Below are 25,602 nucleotides of genomic sequence, written 5' to 3'. Positions count from 1 at the left end.
GGGCAGAGCGGTTGTCTCTGGCAGCCCCCCGCCGCTGGCGAGGACCGTACCATGCGATTACTGCGAGTCCTGGACGATGGCCACGGCGGTGCCGTTGTCGAGCTTGAGCTGGCCGGAGGTGACCACCTGCTCGCCGGCCTTCAGGCCTTCGAGGATCACCACGCTGCCTTCGCGGCGCTCGCCGGTCTTCACGAAGCGGCGTTCCACTTCCAGCTTCGGCGCCTTGTCGCCGGCCCCGGTGTCGTCGGCCTTTTCGCCGTCCTTCTTCTTCTGCGGCACCACCACGTACACCGAGTTGCCGTACAGGGTGAAGGCTACTGCGGTTTCCGGCACGACCACGCGCGGCGCGCTGTCGGGCAGCTTCACTTCCAGGTTGGCGAACATGCCCGGCAGCAACTTGCCGTCGGGGTTCGCCATGCTGGCGCGGACAAGCAGGTTGCGGGTCTCGTTGTCCACCCTGGGGCTGATCGCATCGATGCGCGCCTCGAAGGTCTGCTCCGGGTAGGCCGCAACGCGCACCGACACAGCCTGGCCGGGCTTGAGCAGCGGGAAGTCCTGTTCGGGCAGGAAGAAGTCCACCAGCAGGGTGGAGAGATCCTGCAGCGTGACGATCTCGGTGCCCGGCGAGAGATAGTCGCCCACATCCACCCGGCGGATGCCGATGGTGCCGTCGAAAGGCGCGTGGATGCGCTTTTTCGCCAGCGCCGCGCGCAGTTGCGCCACGGTGGCGGTGGAGCGGTTCAATTGCGCCGCGAGGCGGTCGTACTCGCTCTTGGAGATGGCCTGGCGGCCGACCAGGCTCTTGCCGCGCTCGTACTCCACCTGGGCCAGGCCCAGGTCGGCCTCGGCGGTACGCAAGGTGGCCTCCTCGACGTCGTTTTCCAACTGCACGATGGGCTGGTTCTGCTTCACCTTGTCGCCGGAGACGAACAGGATGTTGCGCACGATGCCCGAGACTTCCGCTGTCACCGTCACGCCCTGGATGGCGCGCAGCGTGCCGATGGCCGGCAGGCGGCCTTGCCAGTCACGTTGCTCGGCGTTGGTCGCAGTGACGCTCACCGGCGGGCGCGGCGCCGAGAACATGGCGATCTGTTTCTGGATGGATAGGTATTTCGAGCCGGCGAGTACCGCAATGATGACGGCAACGACGCCCAGCATGATCAGCATGCGGCGCAACATCTTCCTGTTCCTTGGTACGTGCCTGGCAGCTATCTGCCGCGACCCGCTCGTCCGTGCACAACCGGACGGCCTTCCGTTCGCGGGATGTCGATCAGGCTCTGGAGCCGATACGGGGGATTGCCCCATTGCGGGGCGGAACTTGGCACATTATCGCTACTTTCCCGGTGAGTCAAAGGCCCACGATTACAAGACGTTTCCTGCCGGTTCTGCCGCACATCCGAGGAGTTCGCGCCGAAACGGTGCGCGAGGGGAGGAGCCACGTCCCTGTGGCCGGTGCGTCAGGCGCTGAGTTTCTGGGTGACTTCGGCGAGTTCGCCAGAAAGGCCGTGCAGGTGGCGGCTGGCGCCCTGGGTACGCACCACGTTTTCTTCGTTGGTGGCGCCGATGGCGGTGATCTCGGTGAGGTTGCGCGAGATGTCTTCGGCCACCGAGGTCTGCTCTTCGGCGGCGGTGGCGATCTGGCGGTTCATGTCGCGGATGGCTTCCACCGCCAGGGTGATGCTGTGCAGCACTTCGCCGGCCTGGGTGACGCGCTCCACGCCCTCTTCGCTGCGGCTCTGGCCGTTCTCGATGGCGCGCAGGGCATTCACCGAGCCGGTTTGCACAGTGTCGATGATCTGGTGGATCTCCGCGGTGGATTCGGCGGTGCGCTGGGCGAGCGTGCGGACTTCGTCTGCGACCACGGCGAAGCCGCGTCCCGCTTCGCCTGCGCGTGCCGCTTCGATGGCGGCGTTGAGCGCGAGCAGGTTGGTCTGGTCGGCGATCCCGCGGATCACTTCCAGCACCTTGCCGATGCGCCCGCTGTCGCTTTCCAGGCGGCGGATGACTTCCGCGGTGTTGGCGATTTCGCCGCTCATCTGGGTAATGGTGGCGATGGTGCTCTTCATCACCTCGCTACCTTGTTGCGCGTGCTGGTCGGCATCATCGGCAGCGCGGGCGGCGTCGGCAGCGTGGCGGGCGACCTCCTGGGCGGTGGCGGACATCTCGTGCATCGCCGTGGCGACCTGGTCGGTGCGCGAGAACTGCTCGCGGGTGCCCTCGGCCATCAGCGTGGCGATGGCGTTCAGCTCGCCACTGGCAGTGTCCAGTTCGCTGGTGCTGTGCTTGAGGCGGGTGAAGGTGTCGGCGAGGAAGTCGCGCAGCGTGTTGGCGGCGCGAGCGAGCCGTCCGAGCTCGTCGCGGCGGCTGGCGTCCACGCGTTCGCCGAAGTTGCCTTCGCTGAGTTGCGCGATGTGCTCGATCAGGCGGGCGATGGGAGAAATCAGGTTGCGGTTGACCAGCCACAGGCTGAACAGGCCGAGTACGAGGCCGGAGACGATCAGTACCAGACTGCCGATGAGCACGGTGCTCTGCGCGCTGCTGGCGATGCTGTCGGACTGTTCCTGGCTGCTGCGGTGCAGGCCATCGACCAGGGCGGCCATCTGCTCGCTGGCTGCGCGGTCGATACCTTTCACCGCGGCGTCGCCGGCACGCGGGTCGCTGCCGGCGGCAAGGTAGGCATCGCGACCCTTGCGGTAGGCCTGGCCGAGCTGGCGGTGTTCGCTGCGCAGGCTCGCCACCTGGGCCTTGAGCTGCGGTTCGGCGGCGTTCTGCTCCAGACGCTGCAGGATGTCCTGCACGGCGCGCTCCTGCTCCTCGAACTGGCTCCAGTACTTGTTCAGGTCGGCCGGCTGCTGGCCGCGCAGCAGGACGTTCTTCCACTCCTGGACCTGCACCTTGAAGGCGAGGTTGGCCTGGTCGACCAGTTGCGACGCCTGTAGCGGCCCGTCGATCAGGCGCTGGTAGGCGCTGACGCTGCCGGACAGGAAGTGGAAACAGGCCAGGGCTATCAGCAGGACAAGCAGCAGGCTGCCGCCCAGCAACGAAAGGATCTGGGTTCGCAAGGAAGTGTTGGGAGACATCTTGATTTACGCCTCTAAGACGCAGGGTGGGAATCGGTCAGTCTTTACATCGGCCGAGCCCGCGACTTCCTTAATGCGGACAGACGAGTGGCAACGTGGGGCAGGCTGTCTGGGACGGGCGTTCAGGCCAGGTGCAGGTGGTTGTCCCAGAACGCCGGCGGCAGTTCCAGCGCAGTGCCGGCGATGCGTTCGCCGCGGCAGTCGTAGAGGCGGCAGCGGCCCTGGCCGGAGGTAACGACGAAGCCGTTCTTCACCGCGCCGACAGCGGCGCAGTCGGGCAATGGCGCATCCAGGCGCACGGCGCCGGTGTCCAGGTCCCAGATGAAGAAACGGTTGCCGCGCGGCGCGGTCAGCGCCACCAGGCGCAGCTCACTGTGGATGGCCACGCTGGCGGTGTACTGGGCCATCGCCAGGCGTTGCTCGTCGGCCAGTGGGAAGGGCTGGAATGCTTCGCCGGGGCGCTTGATGGCGAGCAGGTCAGCGCGGTCGTGGCCGTCGCCCATGTACTGCTGGCCGGCGACGATGGTGCCGTCTGCGGCGATGGCCAGGTGGCGCACGCTGTTCATCTGCTGGGGCAGCGTTTCCTTGGAAATCAGCGAGCCGTCGCGGCGCATCAGCACCAGGCTCGGTTCCATCGCGTCGAGGTTCATCTCCACGCGGCTTTCGGCCTCGGTGCGGATGCCGCCGTTGGCCACCACCAGCGTTTCGCCGTCGGGCATCCACGACACCTGGTGCGGGCCCAGGCCGTGGGTGGGGATTTCGCCGTCGTGCACGAGGCGCTCGCCGTCGAAACGATACAGGCCCAGCAGGCCGCGCCCCGGATCGGTGGTGTCGTTCTCTGTGGCGTAAAGCCATTCGCCGTTCTTGTGCCAGACGCCGTGGCCGTAGAAGTGCCGGTCCTGCTGCGAGTCGAGGGTTTGCAGCAGGCGGCCGTCGTCGAGGTGGATCAGGTAGCTCTGCCGGCCCGGCCGACGTGCGACGAACAGCGCCAGCGGCAGGCTGGGGTGCTGCACGACGTCGTGGCAGCGCAGGCCGACTTCGGTGGCGAAGGCGCGGCTGCCGTCCAGTCGATAGCCCACGGCATAGTGTTTGCCGTCGGCGTCGTCACGGGCGGAAAGCAGCAAGGGCTCCTTGCCCTTGCGCGACAGCGTCCAGCCGCCGAAGGTCAGGGCGCCGAGCAGCAGGCTGCCCAGGCCGATCACGTGACGTCGCAACATGGCGTTCACCTCTATCACTTGTTGCATCCTCTCGGTCTTGCGAGCGTGGGCCGGGCCAGGCGGGACGATGACCAGACGGGCAGTCCGACGCACCTTCCTCATCGCACAGCAGACGCCTGGCCGGCGTGCAGCAGATCGAATCAATCCCCGTCGTTGGCGTTGAAGCCCAGTTGCACGCCGAGGGCCTTGGCCAGGTCGCTCTCGTGCAGGCGGTGGACGACGTTGAGGCTATCGTACAGGTCGTTCAGTTGCTTGATGCCGGCGTCGTCCTTGAGCAGTTCACCCAGCGGCTTGTCGATGGCCTTGAGCTTGCCGTGGACATCGGTGTAGGCCGCGTCGATCCTGCCGGCCAGTTCCTTCTGCTCGGCCGGCAGCAGGGCGCGCAGGCCCTTGTTGTCGGTGCCGTTCCACAGCGCCTGGGCGCCGGTGAGGCTGGAGTCCAGGCTCGCCAGGGAGGTGTCGCTGCGCCAGCCTTCGGCCTGGAACGGCTGCGGGATGCCCTTGCTCTGGCGACCCAGCGGCGTGCCGAGCTTCTTCTTCAGCGAGTCCAGCGCCGTGACCTGCACGCGCAGCAGTTCGGCGATCGCTTCGTGGGCGTCGGCGTAGCGCTCGTTGGGGAACCTGGACAGCTGGCTGAGCATGCCGCCTTCGTTCTTCCACTGCGCCAGGATGTTCTCGGCCAGCGCTTGCTGGTGTGCGCCGATGGCTTCGAGCAGCGGGCAGTAGCGCGCCTTGGTTTCGGCGTTGGCGAGGTCGATCCTGGCGTCGAAGAGGATGTATTCGTAGGCGGTCAGGCCCTGGACCACGACGCTGGACTTGTCCAGGGTCGCCGGAGTGATCGGGGTGCCGCTGCCGAGCAGTTGCTCGACCTGGCGGGCGACCAGGTTCTTCTTGTCTGGCCAGAACTGTACCTGCCAGGCGCGGTTGCCCTCGGCCAGCGGGCCGACCAGCAGCGGTTGCAGTTCGGCCCAGGCCTTCTGCGCGGCGAGATAGTCGGAGCGGGCCTTGTCGAGGTCTTCCTTGCCCTGGCAGTACGCCAGGGCGCTGGCGGCCAGGGCGCGGTCGGCATCCACCCAGCGGCTATAGGTCGGCAGGATCACCTGCTGGGCCAGCGCGGCGCTGGTGGTGGCCTGCGGGTCGGTGGGCGAGCAGGCGCCCAGGGCGATGGCGAGGCTGGTGATCAGTAGGCGGGGGCGGAACATGTTCGGCTCGGCTCCTTAGAGTGAATTCAGAAACGCCAGAAGTGCGTCGCGCTGTCCGGCATCGAAGGCCAGGACCCGCTGCTTCGCCGCTTCGGCTTCGCCACCGTGCCAGAGCACGGCTTCCAGCAGGTTGCGGGCGCGGCCGTCGTGGAGGAACTGGGTATGGCCGTTGACCGTTTCGGTCAGGCCGATGCCCCACAGCGGCGGCGTGCGCCAGTCACGTCCACTGGCGAGAAATTCCGGGCGATTGTCCGCGAGTCCGTCGCCCATGTCATGCAGCAGCAGGTCGCTGTAGGGGCGAATGAGCTGGTTGGCCAGCTCCGGCTCGGCGGCGTTCGGTCCGGTGGTGAATTTCGGGGTGTGGCAACCGGCACAGCCGCTGTCGAAGAACAGCCCCTTGCCGGCGAGCACCTGCGAGTCGTCGACCTTGCGCCGCGCCGGTACCGCGAGGTTGCGCGCGTAGAAGGCGACCTGGTTGAAGATGTGCTGGCCGACCTCGGGCTTGCCGCCATCGATGGCATTGCGGCAGGCGGTCTGCGCGGCGGTGCAATCGTCGTTGGGCTGCAGGTCGGTGGTCAGGCCCATGTCGCCGGAGAAAGCGTGGGCGTTCTGCTGGGCGACGTCGGGTTGCCCGGCTTTCCAGCCGAAGCGGCCCAGCACGGTCTGCTGGCGGGCGTCGTCCCATACGCGGTTGGCACGGCCACGGATACCGTCGCCGTTTCTATCGTCCGGGTCCTCGTTGGCCAGGATGTCCGCCTCGGAAATCGACTCCAGCAGGCCGAGACCGATCATCGGCGGTGCGACACGGGCAGAGAACTGGGTGTCGGGGTGCATCGGACCATAGTTCAGGTCGCTGATGCGCAGCCTGGGCTTGCGCAACTCGATCACGGTGCCGTCCTTGAATGTCACCGGCAACGGATCGTATTCGACGCGCACCTTGCCTTCGGGCTCGACGCCGGGGATGGCCGAGTCCTGCAACTGGCTGCCGTACACCGGCTCGGGCACCACCCCCAGACGTTTGAGCGTGCGCGCATCCTCGGGGCCGGCCGGAATCGACAGGCGCACCAGCATCGACACCGCGTTGATGTCGTTGAGTTCCGGCGGATGCCCACGGCCGTCCTTGATGTGGCAGTTCTGGCAGGCGTTGGTGTTGAACAGCGGGCCGAGGCCGTCGCGGGCGGTCGTGGTGGAGGGGGCGATCACCCAGGGGTTGCGGAAGAAACTGTTGCCGACGCTGAAGTCCAGGCGGCGGCTCGGCGTCAGGTTGGCCGAGGGCATGGAGTAGGCGTTGCGATCGCTCTGGCCGACCGTGGCGGCACCGCCGGAGAGTGCTTCGCCTGGTTCGGCCACGGCGTGCTGCGAGGTTTCGGGCTTGCAGGCTGCGAGAGCGAGGGTGGACAGCAGCGGTACGAGTCGCAGGGCGGCGCGGCGGTGGAACATCGGCGGGTATCCAGAGCGGTTAAAGCAGCACGCAATCTTATCAGGGGCTTCAAATGCAAATATGAAAAATTTGTATTTGAGAACGAACCTTTTCTACGCCAGAAACGACGAAGCCCCGCAGTACGGGGCCTCGCCTTGTCCGGAGCAGTGCTGCGGCCTGACGCCGCAGCACTGTCGAAACGCCTCGGATCAGAACTGGTGATCGGCGGTGTCCGGCTTCAGATCCTGCACGCCAACCGCGGTAGCGGCCTTCTCGATGCTGCCGGTCTGCTTGACCAGCGAGGCGATGGCGTCGCGGATCTTCTGCTGATCGTCCTTGGCGTCCGGGGCGATCATCTGGTCGAAGTGCACGCCGTCCTTCTCCGCGCGGTCGACGATGGCCTGCATCTTCGCTTCGGTGGCTTCCAGGTCGGCCTTCAGCGCGGTATCGGCAGCCGGATCGGCCTTGGCCACCAGGTCAGACAGGCTCGGGCCCTTCACCACGCTGCCATCCACACGCTTGTACTCGCCGGTGTAGATGTTGCGGATACCCTTGGCATCGAAGAACAGGGTGTGGTGGGTATCGTCGCTGAAGCAGTCGTGCTCGTCTTCGGTGGAGTTGGCTTCCAGCGCGACCTTCATGCGCTCGCCGGCCAGTTCGCCCAGGGACAGGCTGCCCAGGCCGAAGAACATCTTGCGCAGGTTATTGTCGGCGCTATCGGCCTCCAGCTTGGCGCGGTAGTTGTCGGCTACGCCGGCCTTCCAGTTGCCGGCCATTTCTTCCATCTGCGCGACCAGCAGGTCGGTGACGGCCTTCAGGTACTGGGCGCGACGGTCGCAATGGCCGCCGGTGCAGTCCTTGCCCTGTACGTAGTCGGTGTACGGACGGTTGCCGGCGCCAGGGCCGGTGCCGTTCAGGTCCTGGCCCCAGAGGAGGAATTCGATGGCGTGGTAGCCGGTGGCAACGTTGGCTTCGGAGCCGCCCAGTTCGTTCAGGCTCAGCAGCTTCTCGCCGGTGATTTCCTTTACGTCGATCTTGTCTTCGCCGACCTGGATTTCGGTGTTGGCGATGATGTTGGCGGTGGCGCCGGCATTGCCTTCGGCATGCTGGTAGTCCTTGGCAACGTAGTCGATCAGGCCTTCGTCCAGCGGCCAGGCGTTAACTGCGCCTTCCCAGTCGTCGACGATGGCGTTGCCGAAGCGGAAGCCTTCGCTCTGCGAGTAGGGCTTGCGGGCGGCCAGCCAGGCTTGGCGGGCGGCTTTGAGGGTTTCTTCGCTGGGGTTGGCGATCAGCGCGTCGACGGCGCTCTGCAGGGCCTTGGCGGTGATCAGGGCGTCGCCGAAGGTGGCTTCGGCGATGTCGGCGTAGTTCTTCACCACGGCCTTGACTGCGGCTTCGTCGACCTTGGCCGCCGGTGCGCTGCTCTGGGTGCTGGCTGCCGGCGTGGCGGCCTGGTTCGCGGGAGCTGCGGCTTTCTTGTCATCGCCGCAGCCGGCGAGGGAAATGGCGATGGCGAGCAGGCTGGCAGTGGCCCAGGGCATACGAGTCATGACGGGTTCCTTTGGATGTGTAGGAGGCGCATGAAAATGGGGTGCGCAAGAAAAACTGCAACATAATGCGAAAGATTTGCATTTTTGAAAAGAGAGTTCGAAGGCGCCGCCATGCCGCGGCGCCATCAGGGGGAAGGTCGGGGTGTGGGATAGGACGGCGTCAGTGCCGTTCCATCGATCCGCCGGAGCCGCCTGCGGCTTCGGCCAGACGCCGGGCCTGCTTGAGGTAGAGGGTCAGCTCGCGGGCCGGCAGCGGCTTGCTGTACAGGTAGCCCTGCCCCTCGTGGCAACCCTGGGCAATGATGTATGCCTCCTGCTCGACGGTCTCCACGCCCTCGGCGATTACCTGCATGCCCAGGCTCTTGCCCAGCTGGATGATGGCGCGAACGATGGTGGCGTCGTCGTCGTCCAGCAGCAGGTCCTGGACGAAGCTCTTGTCGATCTTGATCTTGTCCAGCGGCAGGCTCTTGAGATAGCTCAGCGAGGAGTAGCCGGTGCCGAAGTCGTCGATGGCGATCAGCGCACCCGCGCGGCGCAGGCTGAGCAGGTGCTGGGCGGCGGTGGAGATGTCCTCCATCAGGCCGGTTTCGGTGATCTCCAGTTCCAGCGAGCGCGGCGGCAGGCGGTGCATCTGCAACAGGTTGCTGACCACCCGCGGCAGGGCGTTGTGGCGTAGCTGCACGGTGGACAGGTTGACCGCCAGCCGAAGGTCGTCGAAGCCCTGGTCGTGCCATTCGCGCAGTTGGCGGCAGGACTGGTCGAGCACCCATTCGCCGATGCTGAAGATACTGCCATTCTGTTCCGCCAGCGGAATGAACAGGTCTGGCGCGACCCAGCCCTGGGTCGGGTGCTGCCAGCGCAGCAGAGCTTCCACGCCGACTACACGGTGGTCGCGGTAGTCCACCTGTGGCTGATAGACCAGGTGCAGTTCGCCGCGGGCAAGTGCTTCGCGCAGGTCCTTTTCCAGCTCGCGGCGGCGGCGCATCTCGCTGTCGACGCTGGCGATGTAGAACTGGTAGCGGTTGCGCGAGCGTGTCTTGGCCAGGGTCATGGTCTGCTCGGCCTTCTGCAGCAGCTTCTCGGTGGTCTCGCCGTCCTCGGGGAACAGCGTGATGCCGATAGTGGCGCGCAGGTGGACCATGTGCTGGTCGAGTTCGAAGGGCGCTTCGAGGTCGTCGAGGATCTGCTGAGCCAGTTCGGCGGCTTCGTAGGGTTGCTCGATATCCGCCTGGACCAGGGCGAACTGGTCGCCGCCCAGGCGCGCCAGGGCACCCAGGTGCGCGCTGCGGGTGCGCAGGCGATCTGCCAGGGCGATCAGCAACTGATCGCCGAACTGGTAGCTGTACTGCTCGTTGATGCCCTTGAAGTCATCCAGCCCCAGGCACAGCACGGCGACGCGGCGTTGTAGCCGCGAGGCGCCCTCGAGAATCTGGTCCAGGCGCTGCTGCAGGAGCTTGCGGTTGGGCAGGCCGGTGAGGAAGTCGTACTGCGAGATGCGCAGCAGGCTGTCCTCGGCCTCGCGGCGCAGGTGGCCGTTGCGTTCGATGGAGGATAGCAACTGGTTGGCGGTGTTGATCCACAGGCCCAGTTCGTCCTTCTCGTGCCCCGAGGGCATCGGCAGCTTGTGCTGGCTGGGGCGGTCCGGGTTGATCGCGGCGAGGTGCTCGATGATCTTCGACAGCGGTTTGGTCAGCAGCCAGTGGTAGACCATGAACAGCACCAGGCTCATGGCCAGGGCGCGGAGAATGCCGGAGAGGAAGATGATCCCCGAGGTGGTGACGAAGTCTTCGCCGTAGGGCGCGGTGTCCAGGGTGATCCGCAGGTCGCCGTAGTACTCCTTGGAGCCGCCGCGACCGGCGAGGCGGATGGAGTAGTTCTGCTCCGCGCCAAGGATCGGGTCGGTCAGCCAGCGGGTGGAGGAGTCCAGCAGCGGACGGGATTTTTCCGCCAGCATGGGCTCGTCGGGGTGGCCGATGGCGGCGTAGCGCACGGCCTCGTGCTGGAACAGCCCTTCGAGGACCTGCATCGCCATGTCCCGGTCCAGGCTGTAGACGGCCTGGGTAGAGGGGTCGCGGACCATCGCCAGGATGCGCTGCGCATCGTTGTGAACTGCCTGGCGCGCCTTGTAGGCATCGAAGACGATCTGGGCACAACTGAGTACCACCCCGACCACGAGGGCCGCGAGTAATACCATTCGCAGCAGCTTGAGGGAGAGGCTGTGCCGAGGGTCCAGTTTCAAGGGGCTTTCCTTGTTCATCGCCAGGGGCGAAAGACTGGTCTGAGTATTGGCAATTGGCGCAATGACGTCAAAGGGCCATCGTTGTGTTTTTGACGGCTATGACCCTTCAGGTTAGCCGAGCCCGGTCCGCTGCGCGCACAGAACGCAGAAACCCGGCACTAGGCCGGGTTTCAGTGTCACGCTGGAGTGGATCAGGCAGCGAAGTTTTTCGCTACGAAGTCCCAGTTCACCAGGTTCCAGAACGCCTCGACGTACTTCGGACGCAGGTTGCGGTAGTCGATGTAGTAGGCGTGTTCCCATACGTCGCAGGTCAGCAGGGGGGTGTCGCCGCTGGTCAGCGGGCAGCCGGCGCCGATGGTGCTGGCCAGGGCCAGGGAACCGTCGGCTTTCTTCACCAGCCAGCCCCAGCCGGAGCCGAAGGTGCCGATGGAGGTCTTGCTGAACTCTTCCTTGAACTTGTCGAAGGAACCGAACGCGGCGTTGATGGCGTCAGCCAGGGCGCCGGTGGGCTGGCCACCGCCGTTGGGGCTCAGGCAGTTCCAGTAGAAGGTGTGGTTCCACACCTGGGCTGCGTTGTTGAAGATGCCGCCGGAAGAGGTCTTGACGATGTCTTCCAGGCTCTTGCCTTCGAATTCGGTGCCCGGAATCAGGTTGTTCAGGTTCACGACGTAGGTGTTGTGGTGCTTGTCGTGGTGGAATTCCAGGGTTTCCGCGGAAATGTGCGGCTCAAGGGCATTCTTCGCGTAAGGCAGCGGCGGCAATTCGAAAGCCATGTTGTCTCTCCTATCTCACTCAGTCTGGGCTAGCGCGGCGAACGCGCGACCGGTACACGGGGCCGGTTCGGTGTTTGTCGCGGCATCCGGGCGTAGCTGCAATGGTCCGCGAGGGATTGGGCAGCGCGCCAGTTGCGTCTGGCAGCCTTGGCCGCCAGCGCCGCGAAGGTCGGATCATAGCACCCGACCTGTGGCATATCCACGCAGCATCTGTAGGGGCAAAGGCCCTGAGCAGCGGCCGCATTGGCATCGCCCTTACTATGCAGTGACAGGGATGACGGAATGTCGTTCGGACTTTTTCCGTTCAGGTGGCGAACACCAGTTGCGCCGCCATGCCCAGCATCATCACCGCGACCATCAGGTCCACCAGCCGCCAGGTGGCTGGCCTCGCCAGCCAGGGCGCGAGCCAGGCGGCGCCGAGGGCAAGGGTGAAGAACCACAATAGCGAGGCGCTGGCCGCACCCAGTGCATAGGCACCGGGCGCCGCCTGCTGCGCGCCGAGTGAGCCGATCAGCAACACAGTGTCGAGGTATACGTGCGGGTTGAGCAGCGTGACCGCCAGTGCCGCCATCAGCACTGTGCGCCGCGAGCGCGGGCCGGTCTGCGAAGCATCGGCCATCGCTTCCGGCGCAATCGCCCGGCGCAGTGCCTTGAGCCCGTACCAGAGCAGGAAGGTGACGCCGCCCCAGCGGGCGATGGCCAATAGCGTGGGGTTTTCCGCGAGGATCCTGGCCAGGCCGAATACCCCGGCGCTGACCAGGATGGCGTCGCACAACACGCAGAGCGTGGCCACCGACAGGTGGTGTTCGCGGCGCAGGCTCTGGGCCAGGACGAAGGCGTTCTGCGCACCGATGGCGATGATCAGGCCGGCGGCCACCAGTACTCCGTTGAGATAACTCTGCCACATGATGTCAGGCTCCTGCGGGATCGCGGGCTAGGGCGCGCAGCACTTCCAGCGCGCGCGGCCCGTCGGCGTGAGCGACGAACAGGTGGTCGTGGTACCAGGCAGCGACCACGTTGCAACTGATCCCGGCCTTCGTCAGCGCTCCGGCCACCGCCGCGGTCAAGCCCACCGCTTGCAGCGCCGAGTGCACTTCCAGGGTCAGCCAGGCGGCCACGTAGTCGAATCCGAGCCCGGCCCGTTCGGCGTCTGCGCGTTCGAGAATCAGTGTCTGGCCTTCCTGTTCGCGGAAGCTGCCCAGCGGGTTCAGTCCTGCCGGCGCCGCACTGTCGGGCGGCAAGGTGCAGTACACGTACTCGCCGTCGTTGAGTACCGGTTGCATGCCGCGCAGCAACGCGGCCAGGGAGGTTTCGCCAGCCATTGGAGAAGTCCATGAAAGTGGGGGAGTTGCTGGCGATTGTGAGGATTCTGGATGTATAAGAAAAACCAATGTTGCTGATATCTCATTAGGAAAATTGATCATGTTCGACTACAAGCTGCTCGCCGCACTGGCCGCCGTGGTGGAGCAGGGGGGATTCGAGCGCGGTGCTCAGGTGCTGGGGCTGTCGCAGTCGGCGATTTCCCAGCGCATCAAGCTGCTTGAAGCACGAGTCGGTCAGCCGGTGCTGGTGCGCTCAGCGCGGCCGCAACCGACCGAGCTGGGGCGCAGGCTGCTCAACCATGTGCAACAGGTGCGCCTGCTGGAGGGCGACCTGCAGCAGTGGGTTCCGACGCTGGATGACGGTGCGGCGCCCGAGCGCCTGCGTCTGGCTCTCAATGCCGACAGCCTGGCGACCTGGTGGGCCCACGCGGTGGGCGACTTCTGCGGCGAGCGCCGCGTGTTGCTGGACCTCGTGGTGGAAGACCAGGAGGTCGGCCTCAAGCGCATGCGCGCCGGTGAGGTGGCCGGCTGCGTCTGCGCCAGCCCGCGCCCGGTGGCGGGCGGGCGCTGTGAGCCGTTGGGGGCGATGCGCTATCGCGGGCTGGCCAGCCCGGAGTTCATCGAGCGGCACTTCCCGCATGGCGTGACGGCGGAGACGATCACGGCGGCCCCGGCCATCGTCTACGGCCCGGACGACCAGTTGCAGCACCGCTACCTCAAGAGCCTAGGGGTGGACGGCCATTTCAGCTATCACTTGTGCCCATCGTCCGAGGGCTTCGTGCGAATGACCAGCGGCGGCCTCGGCTGGGGCCTGGTGCCCGAGCAGCAGGTACAGGGCGAACTGGCGCGCGGCGAGTTGCTGGAGTTGCTGCCGGGGCGGGTGATCGACGTGCCGCTGTACTGGCACCACTGGCGCAACGGCGGCGAACTGCTTGCCGCGTTGACCGCACACCTGCGCCGGCGCGCGCCGGCATTGCTGGTGCCGATCGCGCAGTGATCAGCCGCGGATGGCGATACCGCCGCTGCCGGGCAGTTGTTCGACGCAGCGGGCACCGAACAGCTTCGACGGGGTGAAGTACCCGGCGGCGCCAGGCTGCGCCAGCAGGTGGCGAACGGCGAGCAGTACGCCATGTATGGTCACGTCGTAACCGTTGGCGGTTTCGAGGCGGGCCGTGCGGCGCTCGCCGCGGGCGTTACGGACCTCGCCCCAGACCCAGGTGCGCAGGCGGCTGCGGGTGAGTTCATCGGGGCCGGCGACACGCTTGTCCACCTGCGCCTTCAACCATTCCTGGACCCGTTCTCGACCGAGCAGTGGGCGCAGCTTGTCCATCGCTCGCATGCCGATGGCGGCGGCCGGCGGCACAGGCAGGTAGACCTCGATGTCGCCGATCCCGGTGGAGTAGAAGGCTGTGGCCACGTCGCCCCAGGGGATGGTCACGGCGTGCTTGAGCCCGCGGCCGAAGTCGATGTCGCGGCGTTTGTAACCCAGCGGGACATCCCGCAGCTGTCCGGCTTCGCGGATCTTGCCGCCCAGCTTGAGGCCTTCCACCGTGGTTTTTGCCGTGCCGGGCGACAGCCCGCTGCCGGTGTCGAAGCCCAGTGCCAGGTGAGTCGCTTCGGGCATCGCTTCCTTCAGGCAGGCGGCGATGCAGTCGGTGGGGATCACATCGAAGCCGACGCCCGGGCAAAGCGCGATACCCGCCGCGCGTGCGACTTCGTCAAGGCCGTGAGCGTGTTCGAATACGCTGATTTCGCCAGTGATGTCCACGTAATGCGCGCCACTGGCAATGCAGGCCTCGATCATTGGCGCAGCGGTGGCGGAGAATGGGCCGGCGCAGTTGGCGACGACCGCCACGCCGTTCAGCGCGGCGTGAGTGGCGTCGCGGTCGGCGAGGTCGAACACCCGGCATTCCAGGCCCAGCACGCTGCCCAGCGCGTGCAGGCTGGCCGGGTTGCGCCCGGCGAGAATCGGCGTCAGCCCCTGACGCTGTGCCTCTTCGGCGACCAGTCGGCCGGTGTAGCCGTTGGCGCCGTAGATCATCCAGTGGGTATTGCTCATGGTGAGCCTCGCGATGGTGGTATCCCAGAAGAGTAGCCTCATTCGCCGCCGGTCAGTCGCCGATCGCAAGTCGTGCAACCCTCGTGGACGCGCGCGGTCTGCAAGGATTCGTTTCTGGCGTGCAGGGCCAGAGTGATGCCGGCGGGGGCCTGCTAGAGTCGCCGGACAACAAGAACGGGAGTGGCGTGCATGAAGATTCTGGTCACCGGAGCCAGCGGGTTCATCGGCGGGCGTTTCGCTCGTTTCGCGCTGGAACAGGGGCTTGCGGTACGGGTGAATGGACGGCGCGCGGAGGCATTGCAGCCCCTGGTTGCGCGTGGTGCCGAGTTCATGGCCGGCGACCTGGCTGACCCGGCGCTAGTGCGCTCGCTGTGCGCCGATGTCGATGCGGTGGTGCATTGCGCCGGCGCCGTGGGGGTGTGGGGCAGCCACGAGTATTTCCACCAGGCCAACGTGGTCATGACCGAAGCGGTGGTCGAAGCCTGCCTGAAGCAGAAGGTCCGGCGCCTGGTGCACCTGTCGTCGCCATCGATCTACTTCGACGGCCAGGCCCACGTCGGCATCAGTGAAGAGCAGGTGCCCAGGCGCTTCGCCAACCACTACGGTTCGACCAAGTACCAGTCCGAACTGGTCGCCCTCGGCGCCCAGGAGTTCGGCCTGGAGGTGCTGGCGCTGCGGCCGCGCTTCGTTACCGGTGCTGGCGATACCAGCATCTTCCCGCGGATGATCGCCGCGCACCGCAAGGGCCGCCTGCGCATCATCGGCCAGGGGCTGAACCGGGTGGACTTCACCAGCGTGCAGAACCTCAACGATGCGCTGTTCGCCAGTCTGATGGCGGGCGACGCGGCGCTCGGTCAGGCCTACAACATCAGCAATGGCCAGCCGCTGCCGTTGTGGGACGTGGTCAACTATGTGCTGCGCAATCTGGACATGCCGCCGGTGACGCGGCACATGCCTTATCCGCTGGCATACAGCCTGGCACTGCTCAACGAGGGAGTGTGCAAGGTGTTGCCCGGTCGCCCGGAGCCCACCCTGCACCGGTTGGGCATGGCGGTGATGGCCAAGGATTTCAGCCTGGATATCTCCCGTGCCCGCCAATTCCTCGACTATGACCCGCAGGCCAGCCTGTGGGACGCGCTGGACGAGTTCTGCGACTGGTGGCGCCAGCGCGGTGCCTGAGCGCTCCTGGCTGTGAACGGCTAGCGCGTGGCACGGGCTCCGCCGCGCAAGGGGCCGGAATACTGCCGTTCGCCGCCGGATGCGGGCAGGAAGCTCGGCTCCTGCACTACGCGCGGCAGTTTCACACCACTCAGTTCACTCAGGCGTTCTCCCAGCCGGCGCGTTTCTTCCCGCGCGGAGTCGGCGCAGGCGCGCAGCATTCGCTCGATGGCGTCGCTCTGCTGGTAGTGGATTTCCAGTGCCTGCTCTTCACGCAGACGACGGCGCAGCTCGCGCATGCAGTCCAGGACGGCCTTGTTGAGTTCGATCACCCGACTTCCTCCCCGCGAAGGGCGCCAAAGCGGCGCCGAGTACCTTGGCGGGGCAAGACGCGTGCCACGATGTCGCAAAGCCACTATCTGCGGGGCGTGGTGGGAACTGCACGAGTGCGGGGGAGGTCTTCTGTGCGCCGCCAAGGTGCGCCACGCACTCTGATGGCACGATGCTCTAGCTGTCACGCGAACGGATATACTGCGCGCAGCGCAGGCAACACGCCGCACCAATCCACAGGTTCACTCCATGCGTAACGACACGTTCGACGAATTCGATGATGTGCCCAGCCTTTCTACCGACGCCGCCGATCGCGACGAGTTCGGTCATCACCCGCGCCGCGTGGTCGAGCCCAGCGGTAGGCCGGTACCGCAGCCGGTGAAACGCGGCGGCGGCACCGCTCCGCTTTGGGCGCTGGTCGCCGCGATGGCCATCGCCCTGGGCGGTGTTGCCTGGTGGAGCCACCAGCAACTGATGTTGATGGAGCAGCAACTGATCGCCACCCAGGAGAGCTTCGCCAAGATCAGCGAGGAGGCCGCCGGGCGCCTCGACGACATCCGCGGCAAGTTCGTCGCCAATGAGTCCAACGGCACCAGCGATCGCGAGGCGCTGAAGCTGCAGGTCAAGCAGTTGCAGGGCAAACTGGCCGAGCAGGCCCGGGCCCAGCAGGCTTCGCTGACGCAGCTCGACGGCCAGCAGGGCAAGCGCCTGGACCAGATCAGCGCCGACCTGAAGGCCCAGCAGGAAAGCGCCGCGCAACTGATCGCGCAGCTCGATGGCAAGCTCAAGGCGTTGTCCGACGAACAGGGCAAGTTCAAGGCCATGCAAAGCGATCTTGCCGCCGCCAATCAGCAGATCCAGGGGCTCAACACGGAAATCGCCAACCTCAAGAAGCAGGGCAACCAGAGCCAGGCAATCAAGAGCTTGCAGGACGACCTGCTGGTGCTGCGCTCGGAGGTCGATGGCCGGCAGAGTCAGCAGGGCGGTAACACTGCGGAGTTCGATGCCTTCCGCAGCCAGGTGATGCGCAACATCAACACCTTGCAGGCGCAGGTACAGAACCTGCAGCAACAACTGAGCGCACGCTGAGCGGGTATTTCGGTGAGACCATGTTGCCTGGGGATGGGGCGTGGTCTCCCCGTGCTCGTCTGATTCGCAGGTTGTTTCTCTGTTCGTTGTGGAGTTTTTCTGACTGCGATTTGCCGTCATCACCGCGCTGGTGTCAGTTCTCGTAGCGTCCAGGCCCTGCAACTCGAAGCGTGCCCATTCAGGCTCCTGAAAAAACTCGTCGCCCTTGCCGCCCCCGTCTCCTGCTCCGCTGCTCTCAGCGGTTTCGCCAGTGCTGCCTGCACCCGGGAAGATGAGGGGCAAGACATCCAGGCCAAGGCAGCCGAACCGGCCAAGGATCCGAACCCGGAAGCGGCCGCGCTTGCTACGGCGAGATCCTGATACTGCAGCCGCAGCACGATCGGCCTCCGCGCGGTAAGGACCGGGGGCTTTTTTGTGGTGTCGTCTCTTTAGTGGCTGCTGATCGCAATGCTTGTCTCAGATCAGTTTCCAGAACGGAACCGGGGCGAATAATGCCGAACAAATGAGAGTCATTCTGATTCTCCTGGTCAGGCAGATTCGTCCGGAGGCACCATGCACGATCTTCAAGCGCACCGCCGCTATCGCATCACTGGATACCGGCCGGGGATCGGCGCGGCGTTCCGGCAGCGTCTGTTCGCGATGGGGCTTTTGCCGGGCGCCGAGTTGCATGTGCGGCGGGTCGCGCCGCTGGGCGATCCGGTGCAGGTGGACACTCGCCAGTGCAGCCTGGTGCTGCGTCGCCGTGATCTGGCGTTTCTCCAACTCGTCGTGCAGGACTGAGCCGACATGGACGAACTGCGCATCGGCCTGATCGGCAACCCCAATGCGGGCAAGACCACGTTGTTCAACCAGCTCACCGGCTCGCGGCAGCGAGTGGGGAACTGGGCCGGCGTTACAGTGGAGCGCAAGGAAGGCAACTTCCGTACGCCGCGCCAGGCGGTCCGGTTGATCGACTTGCCCGGCACCTACTCGCTCACCACCATTTCCGCCCAGGCATCTCTCGACGAACAGATCGCCCGCCGCTGCATCGTCAGTGGTGAAGTGGACGTGCTGATCAACGTCGTCGACGCCACCAATCTCGAACGCAACCTCTACCTCACCGTGCAACTGCGGGAGATGGGCCTGCCCTGCATCGTCGCTCTGAACATGCTCGATATCGCCAGGACGCAGGGGCTGCGAATCGACATCGAGGCGCTGTCCCATGCGCTTGGCTGCCCGGTGGTGCCGCTGGTGTCGACCCGCGGCGAAGGGCTTGATGCCCTGAAGGCGGCCATCGATGGCCTGGCACCGCAGCAACCGATGCAGGTGCCATATCCCGCGTCGCTGCGAGACGCCATGACCCAACTGCTGCCGGCCGGCGCGCCCGCGACCGACGGCTGGCTGGCCCTGCTGGCGCTGGAGGGTGACCTGTACAGCGCACGCCAGCTTGGCGTTGCGCCGGATCGCCTACTGGCTGCCCGCGATGCGATCCGTTGCGGCACCGGCGAAGACCCCGAGCTGCTGCTGGTGGATGCCCGCTACCGGCTTATCGGCGAGCTCTGCGAGCGGGCCAGCAACCACCGCCACGCCGAGCCGCACCGCCTGACACAATGGCTGGATCGCATCGTCCTCGATCGCTGGCTGGGCATCCCGATCTTCCTTCTCGTGATGTACCTGATGTTCTTCTTCGCGATCACCCTGGGTGGTGCGTTGCAGCCGATCTTCGATCAGGGTTCGTCGGCGCTGTTCATCGACGGCATCCAATGGCTGGGCGCACGCACCGGCTCGCCGGACTGGCTTACCGCGTTGCTCGCGCAGGGGCTGGGTGGTGGCATCAACGCGGTGCTGCCGCTGATTCCGCAGATCGGTCTGATGTACCTGTTCCTCGCCCTGCTGGAGGACTCCGGCTACATGGCGCGCGCGGCCTTCGTCATGGACCGGCTGATGCAGGCGCTTGGCCTGCCGGGCAAGTCGTTCGTGCCGCTGATCGTCGGCTTCGGCTGCAACGTTCCGTCGATCATGGGCACCCGTACCCTGGACAGCCAGCGCGAGCGACTGATGACATCGATGATGGCGCCGTTCATGTCCTGCGGAGCGCGGCTGGCGATCTTTGCCGTATTCGCCGCGGCTTTCTTCGGCCAGCAGGGCGCGCTGGCGATCTTCTCGCTGTATCTGCTGGGCATCGTGGTAGCGGTGCTCACCGGGCTGCTGCTCAAGCACACGCTGATGCGCGGCGAGGCATCGCCGTTCGTGATGGAGCTGCCGCTCTATCACGTACCGCACCTGCGCAGCCTGCTGCTGCAGACCTGGATGCGCCTGCGCAGTTTCGTGGTGCGTGCCGGTACGGTGATCGTGCTGGTCAGTCTGGTCATCGGTGGGCTCAACAGCATTACCCTTGAGGGGCGTCCGGTACAGGGCGACATCGCCGATTCGGCGCTCTCCAGCCTCAGCCACAAGGTCACTCCGCTGCTGGCGCCGATGGGCGTGCAGCCGGACAACTGGCAGGCCACGGTCGGCCTGGTCACTGGCGCGCTGGCCAAGGAGGTGGTGGTCGGCACGCTGAACACGCTCTATACCGCGGAGCACATCCAGGGCGAAGCCTTCGACGCCGACTCGTACGACCTCTGGGGCCAGTTGAAGCAGGCCGGGGCGGACACCCTGGATGGCCTGCGCGACGCCTTCAGCCTCAGCGTGCTGGCCAACCCGGTAGCCGCGAGCATGGCCGATGGCGAGATGGAGGAGGGTTCGATGGGGACCTTCGCCGCCAAGTTCGGCAGCCCGTTGGCCGCGTACAGCTACCTGGTGTTCGTGCTGCTCTATGTGCCCTGCGTGGCGACCCTTGGCGCGCTCTCGCGGGAAAGCGGGCGCGGCTGGATGAGCTTCTCGGTGTTCTGGGGGCTGAATGTCGCGTACTCGCTGGCGACGCTCTGCTACCAGGTGTTCAGCTTCGCCGATCACCCGCAGTACAGCACGGTAGCTATCGGTCTGGTGTTGGCGTTCAACCTCATGCTGTTCCTGATCCTGCGCTGGGTCGGCCGGCGAGGCCTGGAGCTGGATGGCGAGCGTGAACTGCGTCCAGCGCCGCCGGGGAGCTGCCACTGATGGCCACGGCAATCGCACTGCGCAACCTGCTCGGTGAGATGGGAGAGGCGGACGTGCCGACGCTCGCCCGGCGCCTCGGCGCTTCGCATGCCCTGCTCGAAGCGCTGCTGGAGCGGCTGCTGGCGATGGGGGTGGTGGAGAAGGTCGTACCAGAACCGTCTTCCTGCGGGGGTTGCAAGGGCTGCTCGGAAGCCACGCGCTGCTCGACCACCGGATATCGCCTGGCCGGTCGCGACGACGCCATGCCCTTGCGCTGGATCACCAACTGAACTCGAACCGTAGGATGGGTGGAGCCTAAGCGATACCCATGCGGTTGCTGCCACGGATTGATGGGTATCGCTGCGCTCCGCACCATCCTACGTGCAGCAATTCGGTCGGAGCGGGTTATCCGGCAAGACAGCGGATAACGCCCAAGGCGTTATGCGCCCTACAGATCGGCTGCGATGCTTCAGGAAAACAAAAAGGCGCTTCGAATGAAGGCGCCTTTTCATTGGTGCTAGAACCCGCCGTTACAGACGCGGGTAGTCCAGGTAGCCAACCGGACCCTTGCCGTAGAAGGTTTCCGGGCGCGGCTCGTTCCAGGCGGCGTCCTTCTGCAGGCGGGTCACCAGGTCCGGGTTGGCGATGAACGGAATGCCAAAGGCCACCGCGTCGGCCTTGCCGCTTTCCAGCCACTCGTTGGCGGATTCCTTGGTGAAGCGCTCGTTGGCGATGTACACGCCGCCGAATATTTCCTTCAGTTTCGGGCCGATGCTGTCGTCGCCAGCCTTTTCGCGGGTGCAGATGAACGCTACGCCACGCTTGCCCAGCTCGCGGGCCACGTAGCCGAACGTGGCGAGCGGGTCGGCGTCGCCCATGTCGTGGGAATCCATGCGCGGTGCCAGGTGCACGCCGACACGACCGGGGCCCCAGACTTCGATGGCGGCATCGGTGACTTCCAGCAGCAGGCGGGCACGATTCTCGATGGAGCCGCCGTACCGGTCGGTACGCTGGTTGGTACTGCTCTGCAGGAACTGGTCGAGCAGGTAGCCGTTGGCACCGTGGATTTCCACGCCGTCGAAGCCGGCGGCCTTGGCGTTCTCCGCACCCTGGCGGTAAGCCTCGACGATATCGGCGATCTCTTCGGTTTCCAGCGCTCGCGGGGTGACGAACTCCTTGATCGGGCGCACCAGGCTGACGTGGCCGGCGGGCTTGATCGCGCTTGGTGCCACCGGGGTTTCGCCATTCAGGTACAGCGGGTCGGAGATACGGCCAACGTGCCAGAGCTGCAGCATGATGCGACCGCCGTTGGCGTGCACGGCCTTGGTGATGTTGGACCAGCCGCGCACCTGGTCATCGGACCAGATGCCGGGAGTGTCCGGATAGCCGACACCCATCGGGGTCACCGCGGTGGCCTCGCTGAGGATCAGGCCTGCGTCGGCGCGCTGGGCGTAATACTCGGCCATCAGCGCATTGGGCACGCGGCCCTCATCGGCGCGGCAGCGGGTCAGCGGGGCCATGACGATACGGTTGGGCAATTCCAGATCACCGATGACGATGGGGTCGAAGAGCGTAGTCATTGCATTACTCCGGGGCGAAGGAGGGGTGGGTTCAATCGAGTACGGGTTGCGTGTGGGTGGGTTTGCCGCTGAAGGCGATCATCACTGCGATCAGCGCGAGCACGGCGAGCAGGGCACCGGCCAGCGGGACGCGGGTGAGGCCCAGGCCGTGGTCGATGACACTGCCACCGACCCAGGCGCCGATGGCGTTGCCGACGTTGAAGGCGCCGATGTTCAGTGTGGCGACGAGGTTCGGCGCGGCTCCGCCGACACGTACCACGTTGATCTGCAGGGCGGGCACCGCGGCGAAGGCTGCGGCAGCCCAGATGAAGAGGGTGATTTCGGCGGGAATCAGTGCCGAGCTGGTCCAGCTCAGCGCGGCGGAAACCACCGCCATCGTGGCGAACACGCCGGCCAGGGTCGTCCCCAGGCGCCAGTCGGCGAGACGGCCGCCGATGATGTTGCCCAATGTCAGGCCCAGGCCGATCAGCACCAGGGTCCAGGTCACGCCCTGCGGGGAAACCCGGGTCACTTCGCCCAGCAGCGGGGCGACGTAGGTGAACAGCGCGAAGACAGCCGCGGAGAACAGTACGGTGGTGGCCAGTGCCAGCCACAGCGGGCCGTTGCGCAGCGCGGCGACCTCCTTGCGCATGTCCACGGCTTCTTCGTCGTGCTGCCTGGGCAGCACGCGCCAGAGACCGATCAGTGCGGCGACGCCAATCAGCGTCACCACCCAGAACGGCGAGCGCCAGCCGGCGACCTGGCCCAGCGCGGTGCCCAGCGGTACGCCCAGTACGTTGGCCAGGGTCAGGCCGGTGAACATCAGCGCGACGGCAGAAGCCTTGCGGTTGGCCGGCACCAGGCTGGCGGCGACTACCGAGCCGATGCCGAAGAATGCGCCGTGGCAAAGTGCGGTGATGATCCGCGCGAGCATCAGCAGGCCGTAGTTGGCGGCCACTGCGCAGAGCAGGTTGCCGATGATGAAAATGCCCATGAGCATCAGCAACGCGGTCTTGCGAGGCAGGCGTGCTGTCAGCAGCGCCATGATGGGCGCGCCGATGGCCACGCCGAAGGCATAGCCGCTGACCAGCCAGCCGGCGCTGGGAATGGAGACGGACAGGTCGTTCGCAACCTCGGGCAGGAGCCCCATGATCACGAATTCCGTGGTGCCGATGGCAAACGCGGACAAAGCAAGGACGAGAAGCGAAGTGGGCATGCGCCTGCTCCAGAAAGTGGGATCTGTTGTCTTGGCTAGGCAGTAGCCGGTCAAGCCTGTCCAGAATCTGCGGTGCGGTCAGAACGGTTTCGGTTGCCCTGCGGGCGGGGCAACCTCCTCTGTTCGATCCGCTGGTACTTCCCCGGTGGGTCAGCCTGCGGCTGATACCCCCTTGGGGGCGTTACACCTCGTTCTGCAAAGGCTCGGTGGATTTCGAACGGGTTTCTTACAGCGCTTCGCCCAGGTGGCGAACAAAGGCCTCGATCGTTTCTTCATTGCGTTTGAAGAAATTCCACTGGCCGACTTTTCGACTGGTCACCAGGCCCGCGCGCTGGAGGGTGGCCAGATGCGCGGAAACGGTGGATTGCGATAGGCCGGTGCGCTGGTCGAACTTGCCGGCGCAAACGCCGATCTCGAAGGATTGATGTTCCTGCTCTACGAAGAAGCGCTCCGGGTCCTTGAGCCAGTACAGCATGTCGCGCCGTACGGGATGGGCCAGAGCCTTGAAGATTTCGTCGAGGTCGAGAGTGGTTTGTTCAGTCATGGGCGCATCGGTATATCGCGTTGAGACGAACTATATATCGGTGATAAGCGATATGAATTCGTTTGGGGCGATAGTAATGATCGATACCGGTGATATTACTCACCGACGCCGTCGCAGGTGCGCATGCCGGAATCGGCGCCATCCCGCGGACCTGCGCAGGATGGTTGCTCTACAGATTGGTGATGGTTCCGCGCTAAGCTCACTCTCATGAACTACCTCGCGCATCTTCACCTGGGCGGCGATAGGCCGGCCCAACTGCTCGGCAGCCTCTACGGTGATTTCGTCAAAGGGCCGCTCGTCGGTCAATGGCCCGCCGACATCGAGGCGGCCATCCGGGTGCATCGTCGCATCGACGCGTTCACCGACAGTCACCCTTTGATACACATTGCCAAGGCCCGCTTCCCTCAGGCCCGCAGGCGCTTGTCCGGCGTGCTGCTGGATGTGTTCTTCGACCATTGCCTGGCTCGCGACTGGACACGCTTCTCCAACGAACCGCTGGAGCACTTCACTCGGCGGGTCTACGGTGTACTGGGCCATACGCCCGGCTTGCCGGAGCGTCTGGCACGCATTGCACCGCGCATGGCCGCACAGGACTGGCTAGGTAGCTATCGGGAGTTCGAAGTGTTGCAGGATGTGGTGTCCGGCATGTCCCGGCGCTTGTCGCGCCCGGACTTGCTGGATGGCGCGTGGAGGGAGCTGGAGGGCCTTTATCAGCCTCTGAGCGAAGACTTCCGGGAGTTCTATCCGCAATTGCAGATATTCGCCAGAGAACTGCCGGAATCGATGGGCGGTCCGGGCTGACTTGATATGTATCAACCGTCCTACGAGGCGGAACGTGTGCAATAGGCATATCTGAAGGACTACGAGAGGAGCCGCATGATGAAGTCGATAATGGTCGCAACGGATCTGTCTGGCCGTTCGGAAAAGGCTTTGCACCGCGCGGCAGCGCTTGCCAAGCGCTATGCCTGCCCGTGGACTGTGCTCTACGTAGTAGACGAGGATCAGCCGGCCGCATTGGTCGAGCAAGAACTCACCCAGGTCAAGATGATGCTTGAAGCACGCCTGGTCGAGCTCACCGAGCTGGGCGGAGCCTGTCCGAAACTGATGGTCGAACGTGGCGATCCGAATCAGCAGATTCTCGCCGCCGCCAAGAGCCAGAATATCGAACTGCTGGTGATGGGCGCGCATCGCAAGAGCGTGCTGCGCGACATATTCGTTGGCACCACCGTCGAACGAGTGCTGCGTGCAGGTCAACTGCCGGTCCTGGTGGTCAACCAGCCTGCAACTGGCGAATATCGCGACCTGCTGCTGGCGCTGGATATCTCTCCCGCATCGGCCAACGCGGTGAACGTAGCGGGCAACCTGGGCCTGCTCGACGGTGCCGTGCGTCGTGGGGTTTATGCCTTCAGCCCGCTGGCCAAGGGCATGATGCAGTACTCCGGTGTCAGCGAGGAAAGGGTCGACGAGTTCGTCAGTACCGAGACACGTCAGGCCGTGGACGAACTGAAGAAGTTCCTGCGCGATGAGCACCTGGAAGAACGCATCGATGAACAACTGGTAGCCGTTGGGCTGCCGGGCAATGTGCTGCAGCGGATGGTCGACAAGCATCGACCGGATCTGCTGGTCATGGGCACTCGGGGTATGGGTGGGATCAAGCGTGCCCTGATCGGCAGTGTTGCCGACTATGCTCTGCGCGAGCTGGATTGTGACATCCTGGTCGTGCCGCCGGAGGTTTCCGCCTAAGGCGTCGGGAGACTGTTTTCAGGCTCCACCGGGCGATTCGA

The 25,602-nt window shown here is 65.4% G+C and carries 23 protein-coding genes; 8 read left to right on the top strand and 15 right to left on the bottom strand.

What is annotated here, in order from left to right; translation table 11 throughout:
* Positions 1-57 precede the first annotated feature (57 nt).
* The 10 genes from OU419_RS23590 to OU419_RS23545 all read right to left on the bottom strand — a co-directional run bounded on the left by OU419_RS23590 (position 58) and on the right by OU419_RS23545 (position 12,803).
* Complete coding sequence (locus OU419_RS23590; RefSeq protein WP_254476636.1) at positions 58-1,179, bottom strand: efflux RND transporter periplasmic adaptor subunit; 1,122 nt, start codon at positions 1,177-1,179, stop codon at positions 58-60.
* 278 nt (positions 1,180-1,457) lie between these two features.
* The gene (locus tag OU419_RS23585) at positions 1,458-2,546 is read right to left on the bottom strand and encodes a methyl-accepting chemotaxis protein (RefSeq protein ID WP_408004970.1); all 1,089 of its coding nucleotides are present in this window, start codon (positions 2,544-2,546) and stop codon (positions 1,458-1,460) included.
* A 656-nt stretch (positions 2,547-3,202) separates the two neighbouring features.
* On the bottom strand, positions 3,203-4,297 hold the full coding sequence (locus OU419_RS23580) for a DUF1513 domain-containing protein (protein ID WP_254476638.1): 1,095 nt from the start codon (positions 4,295-4,297) through the stop codon (positions 3,203-3,205).
* 140 nt (positions 4,298-4,437) lie between these two features.
* Positions 4,438-5,499, bottom strand: a complete 1,062-nt coding sequence (locus tag OU419_RS23575) for an imelysin family protein (protein ID WP_254476639.1) — start codon at positions 5,497-5,499, stop codon at positions 4,438-4,440.
* A 15-nt stretch (positions 5,500-5,514) separates the two neighbouring features.
* The gene (locus OU419_RS23570; RefSeq protein WP_254476640.1) at positions 5,515-6,939 is read right to left on the bottom strand and encodes a di-heme oxidoreductase family protein; all 1,425 of its coding nucleotides are present in this window, start codon (positions 6,937-6,939) and stop codon (positions 5,515-5,517) included.
* Between the two features lie 189 nt (positions 6,940-7,128).
* The gene (locus OU419_RS23565) at positions 7,129-8,469 is read right to left on the bottom strand and encodes an imelysin family protein (protein ID WP_254476641.1); all 1,341 of its coding nucleotides are present in this window, start codon (positions 8,467-8,469) and stop codon (positions 7,129-7,131) included.
* A 160-nt stretch (positions 8,470-8,629) separates the two neighbouring features.
* The gene (locus tag OU419_RS23560; protein ID WP_254476642.1) at positions 8,630-10,708 is read right to left on the bottom strand and encodes a putative bifunctional diguanylate cyclase/phosphodiesterase; all 2,079 of its coding nucleotides are present in this window, start codon (positions 10,706-10,708) and stop codon (positions 8,630-8,632) included.
* Positions 10,709-10,899: 191 nt separating this feature from the next.
* Complete coding sequence (gene sodB / locus OU419_RS23555) at positions 10,900-11,481, bottom strand: superoxide dismutase [Fe] (RefSeq protein ID WP_254476643.1); 582 nt, start codon at positions 11,479-11,481, stop codon at positions 10,900-10,902.
* A gap of 304 nt (positions 11,482-11,785) precedes the next feature.
* Positions 11,786-12,388, bottom strand: coding sequence for a LysE/ArgO family amino acid transporter (locus OU419_RS23550; RefSeq protein WP_254476644.1), 603 nt, complete (start codon positions 12,386-12,388; stop codon positions 11,786-11,788).
* A 4-nt stretch (positions 12,389-12,392) separates the two neighbouring features.
* Positions 12,393-12,803 (bottom strand): ACT domain-containing protein, encoded by a 411-nt coding sequence (locus OU419_RS23545; RefSeq protein ID WP_254476645.1) that lies wholly within the window; start codon positions 12,801-12,803, stop codon positions 12,393-12,395.
* 94 nt (positions 12,804-12,897) lie between these two features.
* On the opposite strand from OU419_RS23545, the gene OU419_RS23540 reads away from it, so the two are divergent.
* Positions 12,898-13,800, top strand: coding sequence for a LysR family transcriptional regulator ArgP (locus OU419_RS23540; RefSeq protein ID WP_254476646.1), 903 nt, complete (start codon positions 12,898-12,900; stop codon positions 13,798-13,800).
* On the opposite strand, the gene OU419_RS23535 is transcribed toward OU419_RS23540, so the two are convergent.
* On the bottom strand, positions 13,801-14,862 hold the full coding sequence (locus OU419_RS23535) for a saccharopine dehydrogenase family protein (RefSeq protein WP_254476647.1): 1,062 nt from the start codon (positions 14,860-14,862) through the stop codon (positions 13,801-13,803).
* Positions 14,863-15,051: 189 nt separating this feature from the next.
* Between OU419_RS23535 and OU419_RS23530 the strand changes: the two genes are divergently transcribed.
* Positions 15,052-16,041: an NAD-dependent epimerase/dehydratase family protein gene (locus tag OU419_RS23530; RefSeq protein ID WP_254476648.1), complete on the top strand. Its 990-nt coding sequence runs from the start codon at positions 15,052-15,054 to the stop codon at positions 16,039-16,041.
* 20 nt (positions 16,042-16,061) lie between these two features.
* Here OU419_RS23530 and OU419_RS23525 read toward each other — a convergent pair whose 3' ends face one another.
* Positions 16,062-16,349, bottom strand: coding sequence for a hypothetical protein (locus tag OU419_RS23525; RefSeq protein WP_254476670.1), 288 nt, complete (start codon positions 16,347-16,349; stop codon positions 16,062-16,064).
* Positions 16,350-16,599: 250 nt separating this feature from the next.
* On the opposite strand from OU419_RS23525, the gene OU419_RS23520 reads away from it, so the two are divergent.
* The 4 genes from OU419_RS23520 to OU419_RS23505 all read left to right on the top strand — a co-directional run bounded on the left by OU419_RS23520 (position 16,600) and on the right by OU419_RS23505 (position 20,789).
* Positions 16,600-17,439, top strand: a complete 840-nt coding sequence (locus OU419_RS23520; protein ID WP_254476649.1) for an ATPase — start codon at positions 16,600-16,602, stop codon at positions 17,437-17,439.
* Positions 17,440-17,991: 552 nt separating this feature from the next.
* Complete coding sequence (feoA, locus tag OU419_RS23515) at positions 17,992-18,219, top strand: ferrous iron transporter A (RefSeq protein WP_254476650.1); 228 nt, start codon at positions 17,992-17,994, stop codon at positions 18,217-18,219.
* 6 nt (positions 18,220-18,225) lie between these two features.
* Entirely contained in the window at positions 18,226-20,520 is a 2,295-nt protein-coding gene (gene feoB, locus OU419_RS23510; RefSeq protein ID WP_254476651.1) for a Fe(2+) transporter permease subunit FeoB, read from the top strand.
* Positions 20,520-20,789 (top strand): FeoC-like transcriptional regulator, encoded by a 270-nt coding sequence (locus OU419_RS23505; RefSeq protein ID WP_254476652.1) that lies wholly within the window; start codon positions 20,520-20,522, stop codon positions 20,787-20,789. The genes feoB and OU419_RS23505 overlap by 1 nt, the downstream gene beginning before the upstream one ends.
* A gap of 240 nt (positions 20,790-21,029) precedes the next feature.
* Here OU419_RS23505 and OU419_RS23500 read toward each other — a convergent pair whose 3' ends face one another.
* The 3 genes from OU419_RS23500 to OU419_RS23490 all read right to left on the bottom strand — a co-directional run bounded on the left by OU419_RS23500 (position 21,030) and on the right by OU419_RS23490 (position 23,818).
* Positions 21,030-22,079, bottom strand: a complete 1,050-nt coding sequence (locus OU419_RS23500; RefSeq protein WP_254476653.1) for an alkene reductase — start codon at positions 22,077-22,079, stop codon at positions 21,030-21,032.
* A gap of 31 nt (positions 22,080-22,110) precedes the next feature.
* Positions 22,111-23,274, bottom strand: a complete 1,164-nt coding sequence (locus OU419_RS23495) for an MFS transporter (protein ID WP_254476654.1) — start codon at positions 23,272-23,274, stop codon at positions 22,111-22,113.
* 226 nt (positions 23,275-23,500) lie between these two features.
* A complete protein-coding gene (locus OU419_RS23490; protein WP_254476655.1) occupies positions 23,501-23,818 on the bottom strand; it encodes an ArsR/SmtB family transcription factor in 318 nt (105 codons plus the stop codon).
* Between the two features lie 207 nt (positions 23,819-24,025).
* Here OU419_RS23490 and OU419_RS23485 point away from each other — a divergent pair, with 207 nt between their 5' ends.
* Both OU419_RS23485 and OU419_RS23480 read left to right on the top strand, forming a co-directional pair.
* A complete protein-coding gene (locus tag OU419_RS23485) occupies positions 24,026-24,619 on the top strand; it encodes an acyl carrier protein phosphodiesterase (RefSeq protein ID WP_254476656.1) in 594 nt (197 codons plus the stop codon).
* A 75-nt stretch (positions 24,620-24,694) separates the two neighbouring features.
* Complete coding sequence (locus tag OU419_RS23480; protein WP_254476657.1) at positions 24,695-25,561, top strand: universal stress protein; 867 nt, start codon at positions 24,695-24,697, stop codon at positions 25,559-25,561.
* Positions 25,562-25,602: the final 41 nt, after the last annotated feature.

This window comes from Pseudomonas triclosanedens (assembly GCF_026686735.1).
Classification (GTDB): Bacteria; Pseudomonadota; Gammaproteobacteria; order Pseudomonadales; family Pseudomonadaceae; genus Pseudomonas; species Pseudomonas triclosanedens.
This window is presented reverse-complemented; position numbering and strand designations above follow the sequence as displayed.

What these genes read in the sequence shown, in the direction of transcription:
- OU419_RS23590 (WP_254476636.1), bottom strand. Translation starts at nt 1,179, where the DNA reads ATGTTGCGCCGCATGCTGATCATGCTGGGCGTCGTTGCCGTCATCATT.
- OU419_RS23580 (WP_254476638.1), bottom strand. Translation starts at nt 4,297, where the DNA reads ATGTTGCGACGTCACGTGATCGGCCTGGGCAGCCTGCTGCTCGGCGCC.
- OU419_RS23575 (WP_254476639.1), bottom strand. Translation starts at nt 5,499, where the DNA reads ATGTTCCGCCCCCGCCTACTGATCACCAGCCTCGCCATCGCCCTGGGC.
- OU419_RS23570 (WP_254476640.1), bottom strand. Translation starts at nt 6,939, where the DNA reads ATGTTCCACCGCCGCGCCGCCCTGCGACTCGTACCGCTGCTGTCCACC.
- OU419_RS23565 (WP_254476641.1), bottom strand. Translation starts at nt 8,469, where the DNA reads ATGACTCGTATGCCCTGGGCCACTGCCAGCCTGCTCGCCATCGCCATT.
- sodB (WP_254476643.1), bottom strand. Translation starts at nt 11,481, where the DNA reads ATGGCTTTCGAATTGCCGCCGCTGCCTTACGCGAAGAATGCCCTTGAG.
- OU419_RS23550 (WP_254476644.1), bottom strand. Translation starts at nt 12,388, where the DNA reads ATGTGGCAGAGTTATCTCAACGGAGTACTGGTGGCCGCCGGCCTGATC.
- OU419_RS23545 (WP_254476645.1), bottom strand. Translation starts at nt 12,803, where the DNA reads ATGGCTGGCGAAACCTCCCTGGCCGCGTTGCTGCGCGGCATGCAACCG.
- OU419_RS23535 (WP_254476647.1), bottom strand. Translation starts at nt 14,862, where the DNA reads ATGAGCAATACCCACTGGATGATCTACGGCGCCAACGGCTACACCGGC.
- OU419_RS23530 (WP_254476648.1), top strand. Translation starts at nt 15,052, where the DNA reads ATGAAGATTCTGGTCACCGGAGCCAGCGGGTTCATCGGCGGGCGTTTC.
- OU419_RS23520 (WP_254476649.1), top strand. Translation starts at nt 16,600, where the DNA reads ATGCGTAACGACACGTTCGACGAATTCGATGATGTGCCCAGCCTTTCT.
- feoA (WP_254476650.1), top strand. Translation starts at nt 17,992, where the DNA reads ATGCACGATCTTCAAGCGCACCGCCGCTATCGCATCACTGGATACCGG.
- feoB (WP_254476651.1), top strand. Translation starts at nt 18,226, where the DNA reads ATGGACGAACTGCGCATCGGCCTGATCGGCAACCCCAATGCGGGCAAG.
- OU419_RS23505 (WP_254476652.1), top strand. Translation starts at nt 20,520, where the DNA reads ATGGCCACGGCAATCGCACTGCGCAACCTGCTCGGTGAGATGGGAGAG.
- OU419_RS23500 (WP_254476653.1), bottom strand. Translation starts at nt 22,079, where the DNA reads ATGACTACGCTCTTCGACCCCATCGTCATCGGTGATCTGGAATTGCCC.
- OU419_RS23495 (WP_254476654.1), bottom strand. Translation starts at nt 23,274, where the DNA reads ATGCCCACTTCGCTTCTCGTCCTTGCTTTGTCCGCGTTTGCCATCGGC.
- OU419_RS23490 (WP_254476655.1), bottom strand. Translation starts at nt 23,818, where the DNA reads ATGACTGAACAAACCACTCTCGACCTCGACGAAATCTTCAAGGCTCTG.
- OU419_RS23485 (WP_254476656.1), top strand. Translation starts at nt 24,026, where the DNA reads ATGAACTACCTCGCGCATCTTCACCTGGGCGGCGATAGGCCGGCCCAA.
- OU419_RS23480 (WP_254476657.1), top strand. Translation starts at nt 24,695, where the DNA reads ATGATGAAGTCGATAATGGTCGCAACGGATCTGTCTGGCCGTTCGGAA.